Here is a 12392-nt window from a genome sequence, read left to right on the forward strand (position 1 = left end):
CCATGCGTACTGCTTACAGCGTGGAGACCGTACGGGCCGCCGAGCGGGAGCTGATGGCCCGGCTGCCGGAAGGCGCCCTGATGCTGCGCGCGGCGGCCGGACTGGCCGCCGTGTGCGCGGGACTGCTGACACGGCGGCGCGGCCGCGTCTACGGGGCGCGCGTCGTGCTGCTCGTCGGCCCCGGAGACAACGGCGGCGACGCCCTGTACGCCGGTGCGCGCCTGGCGCGGCGCGGGGCCGGGGTGACGGCCGTGCCGATGGACCCCGAACGGATGCACGCGGGCGGCCTGGCCGCGCTGCGGGCCGCCGGCGGGCGGGTGGAACGCCACCTGCCGCACCGGGCGGACCTGGTGGTGGACGGCCTGCTCGGGATCGGCGGGCGGGGCGGTCTGCGGCCGGCCGGCGCCGCACTGGCCGAACGGATCCCGGCCGGGGCACCGGTGGTCGCCGTGGACCTGCCCAGCGGAGTGGACGCCGACACCGGCGAGGTGGCGGGCCCCGCCGTCACGGCAGACGTCACGGTGACCTTCGGGGCGTACAAGCCGGGCCTGCTCATCGACCCCGGCGCCACCCGGGCGGGCGCGCTGCACCTCGTCGACATCGGGCTGGAGCTGCCGGAGCCGGAGCTGGAGGCCCTCCAGCACGCGGACGCGGCACGCCTGCTGCCGGAGCCGGCGGCGTCCAGCGACAAGTACCGGCGCGGTGTCGTCGGCATCGTCGCCGGATCGGTGCAGTACCCGGGAGCGGCGGTGCTGGCGGTGGCCGGGGCCCTGCGCGGCGGCGCGGGCGCGGTGCGCTACGTCGGCCCGGCGGCGGACGCCGTCCTCGCCCGCTACCCCGAGACGCTGATCGGGCCCGGGCGGGTCCAGGCATGGGTGATCGGCCCGGGGCTGGGGGAGGGGCGCGCCGGTGAGGTCGCCGACCTCCTGACGGGTGACGCGGCGGTACTCGTCGACGCGGACGGTTTGCGCGGCCTGGACCCCGCGGTGCTGCGCGCGCGCACCGCCCCGACCCTGCTGACCCCGCACGCGGGGGAGGCGGCGGCGCTCCTGGGAGTCTCCCGGGAGTCGGTGGAGGCGGGCCGGCTGGGGGCCGTACGGCGGCTGGCGGAGCGGTACGGGGCGACGGTGCTGCTGAAGGGGTCCACGACGCTGGTCGCCTCACCCGGCGGCGGGCCGGTCCGGGTCAACCCGACGGGCACGCCGTGGCTGGCCACCGCCGGCAGCGGGGACGTGCTGTCCGGACTGGCCGGCTCCCTCCTGGCGGCCGGGCTGTCCGGCTCGGACGCCGGCTCGGTGGGCGCGTACCTCCACGGCCTGGCGGCCCGCCGCTCGGGCAGCCGCCCGCTGCTGGCGCACGAGGTGGCCGAAGCCCTCCCCGCAGCCTGGCAGGACACCACCCACCCCTGACCCCCGGGGCTCCACCCCGCACCCCGCGCCTCAAACGCAGGCGGGGGCTGGTGTGGGCTGGGCGGGCCGGATCTGTTGGGCGGGGCCGGGTTCCCGGGGCTCCACCCCGCACCCCGCGCCCAAACGCCGGCGGGGCTGATCGGTGCCCGGCGGGGCCGCTGGTGCAGCCTCGCCGGCGTTTGAGGCGCGGGTGCGGGCGGAGCCCGGGAAACGGGGAAAGGGCGGGGCGGGGAGAAGGCTCCGCGCAGCGGCGAACCGCACCCGGCCCGCCCCGCACGCCCGGCCCCGCGAGACTCTTCGGCCGCCCGCACCAGGACCCGACAGGGATTCTGAGAGACTGTCCGCGATGAACGAGACACCGACGCGCGTGTACGCAGAGATCGATCTTGACGCCGTACGGGAGAACGTGCGCGCCCTGCGCGACCGGGCGCCCCGCTCCGCGCTGATGGCCGTCGTCAAGGCGAACGCCTACGGACACGGGGCAGTGGAGTGCGCCCGGGCCGCCCGGCAGGCCGGCGCGACCTGGCTCGGGACCGCCACCCCCGAGGAGGCCCTCGCGCTGCGCGCCGCCGGACTCGAAGGCCCCGTCATGTGCTGGCTGTGGACCCCGGGCGGGCCCTGGCGGGAGGCCGTCGAAGCCGACCTGGACGTCTCCGTCAGCGGAATGTGGGCCCTCGACGAGGTCCGCGAGGCCGCCCGCGCGGCCGGCCGCACCGCCCGCATCCAGCTGAAGGCCGACACCGGCCTCGGCCGCAACGGCTGCCAGCCGGCCGACTGGGAGGCCCTGGTCGGCGCGGCCGTCGCCGCCCAGGCCGAGGGCACCGTCAAGGTCACCGGCCTCTGGTCGCACTTCGCCTGCGCCGACGAGCCCGGCCACCCCTCGATCACGCTCCAGCTCGAAGCCTTCCGTGAGATGCTCGCCCACGCGGAGAAGGAGGGGATCGACCCCGAGGTCCGGCACATCGCGAACTCGCCGGCCACCCTCACCCTCCCCGAGTCGCACTTCGACCTGGTGCGCTGCGGCCTCGCCGTGTACGGCGTCTCGCCCGCGCCCGAGCTCGGCACCCCGGCCCAGCTCGGCCTGCGGCCGGCGATGACCCTCAAGGCCTCCCTCGCCCTGGTCAAGACGGTTCCCGCCGGACACGGCGTCAGCTACGGCCACCACTACGTCACCGACGAGGAGACGTCCCTCGCACTGGTCCCCGCCGGTTACGCCGACGGCATTCCGCGCCACGCGTCGGGTACCGGACCGGTGCTCGTCGGCGGCAAGGTCCGCCGCGTCGCCGGCCGCGTCGCCATGGACCAGTTCGTGGTCGACCTGGGTGCGGACCGGGCCCGGGCCGGTGACCAGGCCGTCCTCTTCGGCGACCCGGAACGCGGCGAACCGTCCGCCGAGGACTGGGCACAGGCCGCGCACACGATCGCGTATGAGATCGTCACCCGTATCGGTGGACGCGTGCCCCGGGTGTACCTGGGCGGCTGAACGGAGAGGGGGCGGCGGCGTGAGCGAGAACTGGCGCAGGGCCGGCTGGGCCGGCGCCGCCATCGGCGTGATAGCCGCGGGCGCGGCGGCCGGTGTCGCGGTCGAGCGGATCACCGTCGGACGCGGCATGCGCCGCAGGGCCCGCCTGGCCCTCGACGCCGCCGGGGACTACGGCTCCCTGCGCGGCACCGAGGGGACCTGCCGCGCCGAGGACGCCACCGAGCTCCACTACGAGGTCGACGAACTCCCCGAGGACGGCGGACGCCGGCGGCTGCGCCGCAGGACCGACCCCCCGGCCACCGTCGTCTTCTGCCACGGCTACTGCCTCGCCCAGGACTCCTGGCACTTCCAGCGCGCGGCCCTGCGCGGCGTGGTCCGCGCGGTCTACTGGGACCAGCGCAGCCACGGGCGCAGCGGGCGCGGCATGGCCCAGGCCGACGGTGAACCGCTGACCATGGAGCAGCTCGGCCGGGACCTGAAGGCCGTCATCGACGCCGCCGCCCCGGAGGGTCCGCTGGTGCTGGTGGGCCACTCGATGGGCGGAATGACCATCATGGGATTCGCCGAGCAGTACCCCGACCTCGTGCGCGACCGCGTCGTCGGCGTGGCCCTGATCGGCACCTCCAGCGGCCGCCTCGCCGAGGTGACGTACGGGCTTCCCGCCGTCGGCATGGGCGCGGTGCGCAGGATCCTGCCGGGTGTACTGAAGGCCCTGGGCTCACAGGTGGAACTGGTCGAGAAGGGCCGCCGGGCCACCGCCGACCTGTTCGCCGGAATGATCAAGATGTACTCGTTCGGCTCCCGCGACGTGGACCCGGGTGTCGCGCGCTTCGCCGAGCGGCTCATCGAGGGCACCCCCATCGACGTGGTCGCGGAGTTCTACCCGGCTTTCCAGATCCACGACAAGACGGCCGCTCTCCAGCAGTTCGCGGGCATCCCCGTCACCGTCGTCGCCGGGGACAAGGACATGATCACCCCGCCGGGGCACAGTGCGGCCATCAAGGACGTGCTGCCCGCCGCCGAACTCGTCGTCCTGGAGTCCACCGGGCACCTGATGATGCTGGAGCGGCCGGAGACCGTGAACCGGCTGCTCACCGAGCTGCTGGCACGCACCGGCGCGGTCCCGGTCCCGGTAGCGACTAACGTTGGCCTGCATGGAAGAAGTACCGCTGGAAGCACAGCGCAGCCAGGCACCGGCAGCTGACGCCGGGCACGGCGCCCAGGCCCGGATCACCGTCGACTCCCCCCACGCGATGCAGGAGCTGGGCCGCCGGATCGCCGGCCTGCTGCGCCCCGGCGACCTCGTCCTGCTGACCGGTGAGCTGGGCGCCGGCAAGACCACGCTGACGCGCGGGCTGGGCGAGGGCCTGGGCGTGCGAGGGGCCGTGACCTCGCCGACCTTCGTGATCGCCCGGGTGCACCCGTCCCTGACCGGAGGGCCGGCGCTGGTGCACGTGGACGCGTACCGGCTGGGCGGCGGGCTGGAGGAGATGGAGGACCTGGACCTCGACGTCTCGCTGCCCGAGTCCGTGGTCGTCGTCGAGTGGGGCGACGGCAAGGTCGAGGAACTCTCCGACGACCGGCTGCACGTGGTCATCGCGCGGGCCGTCGGCCACGAGGAGGTCCTGGACGACGTGCGCGAGGTCTCGGTGCGCGGGGTCGGGGCGCGCTGGGAGGCCGGAGCGGGGCTGGAGGCCCTGGCCGGAGCGCTCTCGGAGTAAACGTGCCGACAACCCGTCGGCAAGATATTGCGCTGGCGGCGGCGCTCGTGATGACATGGTACCGAGAGTTTCTTAGGCATGCCTAAGTTCGGCGTCCCGGGGTCCAGGAGGCAGCCATGTCGGCACCAGCAGGAGCACAGCGCCACCCCCGCCCGTCCGCCGTCTCCATGCACGCGCTGCTGGCCGCCGGGGCGGCCGCCAGCGCCGTCTCGACGCCGCCCTCGCGCGAGGAGGGCGCTGGGCGCGAGGCGCGCGCACGGCGCGAGGAGGCGCCCGATGGCGGCGTGCGGGAGCAGGCCGCTCCGGAATCCGAAGCGGCCTGAGGAGGCGTGCGGGCCCGAAGGGGCCCGCGGGCCGCATCGGTCGCCCACGGGCCGCTGCGACTCACCCGTACGGGTGAAGGGTGCCGGGTGGTCGAGGGCCGGCCGTCCCGTCAGGGAATGACGACGACCTTCGAGTTGATCGTCGCGAAGGCCCACATCGCGTCCCCGTCGGCGCGCGTCATGCGGATGCCGCCGGTCTTCTTGTTCGGGTCCGGCTCGGGGGTGGCGCCGTCCACCCGGGCGCTGAACCCGACCGCCACGCCCTCGGCGGTGGCGAACCGGACGACGTGCTCGATCGGCACCCCGTCCGAACCCGTGACGGCGCCCGACCGCGACCCGACGATGTAGGTGCCCGGCTTCGGGTGCACCGTGCTCGGCATCACCGTGAACGACTTCGGCGGCTGTCCGCCGTCCGCGACCAGCCACACCCGCTTCTGGCCCACCGAGTACACGACGCGCACCCCGCTGCCGGAACCTTCCGGCAGCGGCACCGGCTTCGCCGGATCCTGCTTGCCCGCGGCCGCCGGGCTCGCGGCGGGTGCCGGCTCCTGCGCGGCCGCCTGCGGGGGATGCGCCGGCGCCGTCGCGGAGGCCTGGTAGCCGAGGAAGCCGACGGCGGCGATCGCCGCGGCGGTGAGCCCGGCCACGATTCCCGAGCTGCTGCGTGCCACCTTGCTCCACCTCTCCGCGCGCCGACGCGATCCGTCACATCCCGTGCGATCAACTGGGGCCCGCATCGCGTCCCTGGTGATCCTGTGACGATCCCCGGTGATCCGCGAAAGATCCCGGGAACCCTCGGTCGAAAGGTAGCAGCCGCCCCGCTCCGCGACGGGGCGCAAGGGGTGCCGCCGCAGGAGTCGTAGGCTGTTCGCGTGCTCTTGCTCGCAGTAGATACCGCCACGCCCGCCGTCACCGTCGCCCTGCACGACGGCGAAACCGTCGTCGCCGAGTCCGGCCAGGTCGACGCCCGCCGCCACGGGGAGCTGCTCATCCCCTCCGTGGACCGGGTCCTCGCCGAGGCCGGGCTGAAGCTCGACGCGCTCACCGGCATCGTCGTCGGCGTCGGGCCCGGCCCCTACACCGGACTGCGCGTCGGCCTCGTCACCGCCACCACCTTCGCCGCCGTCCTGGGCGTCCCCGTCCACGGCCTGTGCACGCTCGACGGACTCGCCTACGCGGCCGGCACCGCCGGGATCGAGGGCCCCTTCACCGTCGCCACCGACGCACGGCGCAAGGAGGTCTACTGGGCGCGCTACGAGGACCCGCGCACGCGTGTCGGCGAGCCCGCCGTGGACCGCCCCGCGGACATCGCCGAGCAGGTCGCGGGACGGCCCGCCGTCGGCCAGGGCGCACTGCTCTACCCCGAGGTGTTCCCGGACGCGCGCGGCCCCGAGCACCAGTCGGCCGCGGCGCTCGCCTCCCTCGCCGCGGAACGCCTCGCGGCGGGCGCGGAGTTCCTCCCGCCGACCCCGCTCTACCTGCGCCGCCCCGACGCGCAGGTGCCCAAGAACTACAAGGTGGTCACCCCGCAGTGACCACGGCCGAGACGGTTCTGCGCGAGATGCGCTGGTGGGACATCCCACCGGTGCTGGAACTCGAGCACGACCTGTTCCCCGAGGACGCCTGGTCCGCCGGGATGTTCTGGTCCGAACTGGCCCACGCGCGCGGACCGCGGGCCACCCGCCGCTACGTCGTCGCCGAGACGGCCGACGGCCGCCTCGTCGGCTACGCCGGGCTGGCCGCCGCCGGCGACCTGGCCGACGTGCAGACCATCGCGGCCGCCCGCGACCAGTGGGGGACCGGGCTCGGCGCCCGGCTCCTGACCGACCTCCTGCGCGCCGCCACCGCGTTCGAATGCGCCGAGGTGCTGCTGGAGGTGCGCGTGGACAACACCCGCGCCCAGAAGCTCTACGAGCGCTTCGGTTTCGAGCCCATCGGCTTCCGGCGGGGCTACTACCAGCCGGGCAACGTCGACGCGCTCGTCATGCGACTGACCGACCCCGCACAAGCACGAACTGAGAGCAGTGAGAGCAATGGCTGACGAACCGCTCGTCCTCGGCATCGAGACGTCCTGCGACGAGACCGGCGTCGGCGTCGTCCGCGGAACCACCCTGCTCGCCGACGCGATCGCGTCGAGCGTCGACGAACACGCCCGCTTCGGCGGCGTGGTGCCCGAGGTGGCCTCGCGGGCGCACCTGGAGGCGATGGTCCCCACCATCGAGCGCGCCCTGAAGGAGGCCGGCGTCAGCGCCCGGGACCTCGACGGCATCGCGGTCACGGCCGGTCCCGGTCTCGCCGGCGCGCTCCTCGTGGGCACCTCGGCCGCCAAGGCCTACGCCTACGCCCTCGGCAAGCCGCTGTACGGCGTCAACCACCTGGCCTCGCACATCTGCGTGGACCAGCTGGAGCACGGCCCGCTGCCGGAGCCGACCATGGCGCTGCTGGTGTCCGGCGGGCACTCCTCGCTGCTGCTGGCCCCCGACATCACCTCCGACGTACGGCCGCTGGGCGCGACCATCGACGACGCCGCGGGCGAGGCCTTCGACAAGATCGCGCGCGTGCTCCAGCTCGGCTTCCCCGGCGGTCCGGTCATCGACCGGCTCGCGAAGGAGGGCGACCCGAAGGCGATCAACTTCCCGCGCGGCCTGACGGGCTCGCGCGACCCCGCCTACGACTTCTCCTTCTCCGGTCTGAAGACGGCCGTCGCCCGCTGGATCGAGGCGAAGCGGAACGCGGGCGAGGAGGTGCCGGTGCGCGACGTGGCCGCGTCCTTCCAGGAGGCCGTCGTGGACGTGCTGACGCGCAAGGCGATCCGGGCGTGCAAGGACGAGGGCGTCGACCACCTGATGATCGGCGGCGGTGTCGCCGCGAACTCCCGGCTCCGTTCGCTCGCGCAGGAGCGCTGCGACGCCGCCGGGATCATCCTGCGCGTGCCGCGGCCGAAGCTGTGCACGGACAACGGCGCGATGGTGGCCGCGCTGGGCGCGGAGATGGTCAGGCGGAACCGGCCCGCCTCGGACTGGGACCTGTCGGCGGACTCCTCGCTGCCCGTCACGGACCCGCACGTGCCGGGGACGTCGCACGCCCACGACCAGGGCCACGACCCGGGCCACGACCACGGCGGCCATGGGCACGGTCATGGTCACGACCACGACCACGTGCACGAGCTGAGCAAGGACAACCTCTACTCGTGAGCACCGTCGCGCTGATGTGGGAGGCCCGGGCCGCCGACGGCCGGGGCAACGAACTGCTGGAGTGGGCCCGCGCCCAGATCCTGGCCCGGGAACCGGTGCGGCGGGAGGTGTTCCGGGCTGCGCAGGACCGGGTCCTCGTCATCACCTGGTGGGAAACCGCCGAGGGCCTCGCGGCGGACCTGCCGGAACTGCCCGAGCCCGCCCCCGACCTGATCACGCGTGCGGTGCACCGCTGGCGCTTCGAATCGGTGGACGTCGACGGGGGCTGAGCGCCCGGCCGGGGGGCGCTACGCGCCCGGCCGGGTGGCCGGCGCCGGAGCCCCGATCAGCATCGAGGGGGCGCCGGCCACCCGGGTCAGGAAGACCGTCGCCGCGTTCGGGCCCTGCGGCTTGACCTTCTTGCGCAGCTCCTCCGGCTCGATGGCCGACCCCCGCTTCTTGACCGTCAGGATGCCGACCTCGCGCTCGCGCAGCAGCGCCTTCAGCTTCTTCAGGCCGAAGGGCAGCACGTCGGTGATCTCGTACGCGGTCGCGTACGGCGTCGCGCGCAGCTCGTCCGCGGTGATGTAGGCGATGGTCGGGTCGATGAGCCGGCCGTCCAGCTGCTCGGCGACCTCCGCGACCAGATGGGCGCGGATCACCGCGCCGTCGGGCTCGTAGAGCCAGCGGCCCACCGGCCCGGCCTCCGGGTCGGGCAGCGGATCGGCGGTGTGCAGCGTGCGCGGCCCCGGGAGCAGCGTGGCGCGCACGGTGCCGGGGGCGGTGCCGAACCAGAGCACGGCCTCCTTGACGTCACCCTGGTCGGAGATCCACTCCGCCTCGGCCTGCGCCGGCACCGCCTCGTGCGGGATCCCCGGAGCGATCTTGATGGCGGCGTACCGCGCCGCACGGGCCGTCTCCACGGCCCACGACAGCGGTGGCGAGTAGGACTCCGGGTCGAAGATCCGGCCGCGGCCCCCGCGCCGGGCCGGGTCGATGAAGACCGCGTCGTGGCCGGAGGTGTCCACCTCCGTCACGTCGGCCTCCCGGACCTCGATCAGGTCCGCCAGTCCCAGCGCCTCGGCGTTCGCGCGCGCGACGGCGGCGGTCAGCGGGTCGCGGTCCACCGCGAGCACCCGGATGCCCACCCTGGCCAGGGCGAGGGCGTCGCCGCCGATGCCGCAGCACAGGTCGGCGAGGCTGCGCACGCCGAGGGCCGCGAGGCGCTCCGCCCGGTACGCGGCCACGCACGCGCGCGTGGCCATCTCACCGCCGCCCGGGGTGAAGTACATCCGGAAGGCGTCCTCGGCCCCGAACTTCGCCACCGCGCGCTGCCGCAGCCGGGCCTGCCCGAGAGCCGCCGAGACCAGCCCGGCCGGGTGCTCGCGGCGCAGCCGGGTGGCCACGGCCAGCTCCTGCGCGGGGTCGTAGGCGCGGAGCGAGTCCAGGAGGGCGCGGCCCTCGGGGGTGAGGAGGGCGGCGAAGTCTTCGGGGGTCACGGGTCCATTGTCGGCGACGGGGTGTGTGGGCCGGTCGGAGGAACGTCGCACCCCGGTACGCGGTGTCGTCACGGCAGCCCGCGTGTCGGCTGCCAGGATGCGCAGCTATGCAGCTAGTCGGACAAAGGGAAGATAAGACGCAACTGGGTCACCGGTACGCGGCGGGTCCGCGCGGCCGGTTCGGGGTGGCCTTGGCTGCCCTGCTGGTAGCCGCCCTCGGCACGGCCTGCGGCTCCGGGGAGTCCGGCGCGCCGGACAAGGCCGAGAAGACGAAGGCCGCCAAGGGCTCCGAGGCGGGCGCCGGCGGCGCGCTCAGCGCCGCCGAGAAGGCCAAGGCGCTGCAGCAGGCGCGCATCGCCGCGGCGAAGAAGTGGGGGCTGCGCAAGGTGCCGCTCGCCGCCCCGCCGGCTCCCAAGGAGAAGCCCGAGATCGCCACGCGCGACGGCTTCGAGGTGTGGAACCACGAGGAGGACGAACTCCCGCCGGTCTTCACGACCGTTCCGACCGAGGACAAGGTCGTCTTCCTGACCATCGACGACGGCTCGGAGAAGGACCCCGAGTTCCTGAAGATGATGCAGGAGCTGAAGATCCCGTACACGGCCTTCCTCAGCGACTACCTGGTGAAGGACAACTACGCCTACTTCAAGCAGATGCAGGCCGCGGGCGTCACCCTGAACAACCACACCCTCAACCACCGCTACATGCCCGGGCTGTCGTACGAGCAGCAGCGCGAGGAGATCTGCGGCCAGCAGAACACCATGCAGAAGAAGTTCGGCAAGCGCCCGACCCTCTTCCGGCCGCCGTACGGCAACTACAACGACGACACCCTGAAAGCGGCGAAGTCCTGCGGCATCAAGGCCGTCCCGCTGTGGAACGCCGAGGCGTTCACCAACCGCATGGACTACCGCGAGTGGGACCGAGACCTGCACCCCGGTGACATCATCCTCACGCACTTCCGGGGCAAGGAGGACTGGAAGGGCACCATGCCTGACATGATCCGTCATGTCATGAAGACCGTCACGGACAAGGGATACGCCGTGGCCCGCCTGGAGGACTACTTGTGAGGTACACGCGCCGGTTGGTAGCCGGAACGCTGGCGGCCGGCGCGCTCGCGCTCTCCCTGACGGGGTGCGGGAAGAGCGCGGACCCCACCGAACGACTGGGCCGCAGGCCGACGCAGGATCCGTCGCAGACACCGTCGGCGTCGGCTCCTGCGTCGCCGCCCGCGCCCGCACCGGGCGGCGCATCCGGCGAGGCGTACAGGAAGTGGGGCCTGACGGCCCCCCTCCAGTACGCGCCGAAGCCCGCCCAGAAGCCGCAGATCCCGAAGGCGGCCCCGGGCAAAGTCCCGGTGATAGACCGAATACCCCTGCCGGCCGGGGAGAAAGTGGTCTTCCTGACCTTCGACGACGGTGCCGAGAAGGATCCCGAGTTCCTGAAGATGGCAGCCGACCTCAAGCTGCCGATCAGCATGTTCCTCACGGACAGTGTGGCCTCGTCGGACTACGGGCACTTCGAGAAGCTCCGGGACAACGGCTCCGCGAGCACCGTGAACAACCACACGCTGACCCACCCGAACCTGCGGACGCTCTCCTTCGAGGCGCAGAAGAAGGAGATATGCGGCCAGCAGGACCGGCTGCAACAGCGCTTCGGCCAGCGGCCGCCGCTCTTCCGCCCGCCCTTCGGCAACTACAACGACGACACCCTCCGGGCGGCCTCGGAGTGCGGTGTCTCGTCGATCGTCCTGTGGCGGGTGTCGATGCAGATCAACAACTTCCAGTACGCCCAGGGCTCCGCCCTCCAGCCCGGCGACATCATCCTGGCCCACTTCCGCGGCCCGTCCGAACTCAAGGGCGCGACGGAGGTCCAGATGACGACCCGCATGCTCCAACGCATCCAGGAACAGGGCTACCGCATAGGGCGCCTGGAGGACTACTTGTAGGGGCGGGGGGAGGCGGGGTTTCGGGGTCGGGGGGAGACGGCGCGAGCGGTCGAAGGGTCGGCGGGGGTTTCGGTGGCGGGCTTCGATGAAGCGGTGTGGGGGAGGGTCTGGGGGGTTCCCGTCAGTCCCATCGTCCTTCCGTGCCGGGCCGGTCCGTCAAGGGCGCTCCCTTCGGTCGCGTCGCTTCGCGATGGAGCTTCGCTCCACCCTTGACCGTGGGCTGGGCATAGGCCGCCGTCGATCGCTACGCGCTCCTGTCGGACGGCGTCCGCGAGTCTCTTGGGTTGGGCATAGGCCGCCGTCGATCGCCACGCGCTCCTGTCGGACGGCGGCCGCGAGTCTCCTGGGTTGGGCATAGGCCGCCCACGGGGCTGGATGCTCCTCGATCACGCGGCCGCAGTCCGTCCGGGCTGGAGCTGGGGGCGCAGAAACCTTCCGCCGACACTGCTGGACCAGCGCCTGACCCTTGGGAGGGGCGCGGGAGCCTCTGATGACGGCCGGAGCGATGCCAACCCAGGTCTGGGCGAAGGAGCGCTTCAAAGCGCCGTCAAGATGCCCGAATTGCTTCTGTTTGTGCCGTCGGATGGAGTGGTGCGGTGAACTTCTTACGGGCTGACATCGGCTGGGCCGATGGACCGCCTCCCCCTTCCCCGTTTCACCCCTCCCGGCCGCGAACAAGGCCGGGACGCCAAGGAGGTCCAAGGAGGAGGAGGGAAGGAAGGTTTCTGCGCCCCTTGCCCAGTCTCGGACGGACTGCTGCCGCGTGAGAGAGGAGCGCCCAACACACTGGGCGGCCTATGCCCCGCCCCGAACAACTTGTGGACGCGTGATCGAGGAGCGCT

Annotated in this window: 13 protein-coding genes; 11 read left to right on the forward strand and 2 right to left on the reverse strand. The window is 73.3% G+C overall.

Annotation, left to right across the window (positions count from 1 at the left end):
* The first annotated feature begins 2 nt into the window (after positions 1-2).
* The 5 genes from IF89_RS0128095 (at position 3) to IF89_RS41540 (ending at position 4936) form a co-directional block, all read left to right on the forward strand.
* The gene (locus tag IF89_RS0128095; RefSeq protein ID WP_030773882.1) at positions 3-1409 is read left to right on the forward strand and encodes an NAD(P)H-hydrate dehydratase; all 1407 of its coding nucleotides are present in this window, start codon (positions 3-5) and stop codon (positions 1407-1409) included.
* 346 nt (positions 1410-1755) lie between these two features.
* Positions 1756-2892 carry an alanine racemase gene (gene alr, locus IF89_RS0128100; protein ID WP_030773885.1) on the forward strand — a complete coding sequence of 379 codons (1137 nt, stop codon included), beginning with the start codon at positions 1756-1758 and terminating at the stop codon, positions 2890-2892.
* Entirely contained in the window at positions 2837-4096 is a 1260-nt protein-coding gene (locus IF89_RS0128105; protein WP_078628566.1) for an alpha/beta fold hydrolase, read from the forward strand. Before alr ends, IF89_RS0128105 begins: the two co-directional genes overlap by 56 nt.
* Positions 4047-4613, forward strand: coding sequence for a tRNA (adenosine(37)-N6)-threonylcarbamoyltransferase complex ATPase subunit type 1 TsaE (gene tsaE, locus IF89_RS0128110; protein ID WP_199820573.1), 567 nt, complete (start codon positions 4047-4049; stop codon positions 4611-4613). The genes IF89_RS0128105 and tsaE overlap by 50 nt, the downstream gene beginning before the upstream one ends.
* A 116-nt stretch (positions 4614-4729) precedes the next feature.
* A complete protein-coding gene (locus tag IF89_RS41540) occupies positions 4730-4936 on the forward strand; it encodes a hypothetical protein (RefSeq protein ID WP_030773891.1) in 207 nt (68 codons plus the stop codon).
* 110 nt (positions 4937-5046) lie between these two features.
* Here the strand turns inward: IF89_RS41540 and IF89_RS0128120 are convergent, their stop codons facing one another.
* Positions 5047-5607, reverse strand: a complete 561-nt coding sequence (locus IF89_RS0128120; protein ID WP_078628567.1) for a hypothetical protein — start codon at positions 5605-5607, stop codon at positions 5047-5049.
* A 201-nt stretch (positions 5608-5808) separates the two neighbouring features.
* Here IF89_RS0128120 and tsaB point away from each other — a divergent pair, with 201 nt between their 5' ends.
* Genes tsaB through IF89_RS0128140 form a run of 4 tightly spaced genes read left to right on the forward strand, consistent with a single transcriptional unit; the run spans position 5809 to position 8399 of the window.
* Positions 5809-6471 (forward strand): tRNA (adenosine(37)-N6)-threonylcarbamoyltransferase complex dimerization subunit type 1 TsaB, encoded by a 663-nt coding sequence (gene tsaB, locus IF89_RS0128125; protein WP_030773896.1) that lies wholly within the window; start codon positions 5809-5811, stop codon positions 6469-6471.
* 26 nt (positions 6472-6497) lie between these two features.
* Positions 6498-6977: a ribosomal protein S18-alanine N-acetyltransferase gene (gene rimI / locus IF89_RS0128130; protein ID WP_030773899.1), complete on the forward strand. Its 480-nt coding sequence runs from the start codon at positions 6498-6500 to the stop codon at positions 6975-6977.
* Positions 6970-8130, forward strand: a complete 1161-nt coding sequence (gene tsaD / locus IF89_RS0128135) for a tRNA (adenosine(37)-N6)-threonylcarbamoyltransferase complex transferase subunit TsaD (RefSeq protein ID WP_030773901.1) — start codon at positions 6970-6972, stop codon at positions 8128-8130. The genes rimI and tsaD overlap by 8 nt, the downstream gene beginning before the upstream one ends.
* Positions 8127-8399, forward strand: coding sequence for a hypothetical protein (locus IF89_RS0128140; protein WP_199820574.1), 273 nt, complete (start codon positions 8127-8129; stop codon positions 8397-8399). Before tsaD ends, IF89_RS0128140 begins: the two co-directional genes overlap by 4 nt.
* Before the next feature lie 18 nt (positions 8400-8417).
* On the opposite strand, the gene IF89_RS0128145 is transcribed toward IF89_RS0128140, so the two are convergent.
* Positions 8418-9608: a THUMP-like domain-containing protein gene (locus tag IF89_RS0128145; RefSeq protein WP_030773907.1), complete on the reverse strand. Its 1191-nt coding sequence runs from the start codon at positions 9606-9608 to the stop codon at positions 8418-8420.
* Between the two features lie 107 nt (positions 9609-9715).
* Here IF89_RS0128145 and IF89_RS0128150 point away from each other — a divergent pair, with 107 nt between their 5' ends.
* Positions 9716-10672, forward strand: a complete 957-nt coding sequence (locus IF89_RS0128150) for a polysaccharide deacetylase family protein (protein WP_043194483.1) — start codon at positions 9716-9718, stop codon at positions 10670-10672.
* Positions 10669-11550: a polysaccharide deacetylase family protein gene (locus IF89_RS0128155; protein WP_234327891.1), complete on the forward strand. Its 882-nt coding sequence runs from the start codon at positions 10669-10671 to the stop codon at positions 11548-11550. The genes IF89_RS0128150 and IF89_RS0128155 overlap by 4 nt, the downstream gene beginning before the upstream one ends.
* The last annotated feature ends 842 nt before the right edge of the window (positions 11551-12392 follow it).

The sequence above is a fragment of the Streptomyces sp. NRRL F-2664 genome (assembly GCF_000719345.1).
GTDB lineage: Bacteria > Actinomycetota > Actinomycetes > Streptomycetales > Streptomycetaceae > Streptomyces.

Bases quoted from the DNA above. Each gene is read 5' to 3' on its own strand.
- IF89_RS0128095 (WP_030773882.1), top strand. From the start codon at position 3: ATGCGTACTGCTTACAGCGTGGAGACCGTACGGGCCGCCGAGCGGGAG.
- rimI (WP_030773899.1), top strand. From the start codon at position 6,498: ATGCGCTGGTGGGACATCCCACCGGTGCTGGAACTCGAGCACGACCTG.
- IF89_RS0128105 (WP_078628566.1), top strand. From the start codon at position 2,837: ATGAGATCGTCACCCGTATCGGTGGACGCGTGCCCCGGGTGTACCTGG.
- alr (WP_030773885.1), top strand. From the start codon at position 1,756: ATGAACGAGACACCGACGCGCGTGTACGCAGAGATCGATCTTGACGCC.
- IF89_RS0128150 (WP_043194483.1), top strand. From the start codon at position 9,716: ATGCAGCTAGTCGGACAAAGGGAAGATAAGACGCAACTGGGTCACCGG.
- tsaE (WP_199820573.1), top strand. From the start codon at position 4,047: ATGGAAGAAGTACCGCTGGAAGCACAGCGCAGCCAGGCACCGGCAGCT.
- tsaD (WP_030773901.1), top strand. From the start codon at position 6,970: ATGGCTGACGAACCGCTCGTCCTCGGCATCGAGACGTCCTGCGACGAG.
- IF89_RS41540 (WP_030773891.1), top strand. From the start codon at position 4,730: ATGTCGGCACCAGCAGGAGCACAGCGCCACCCCCGCCCGTCCGCCGTC.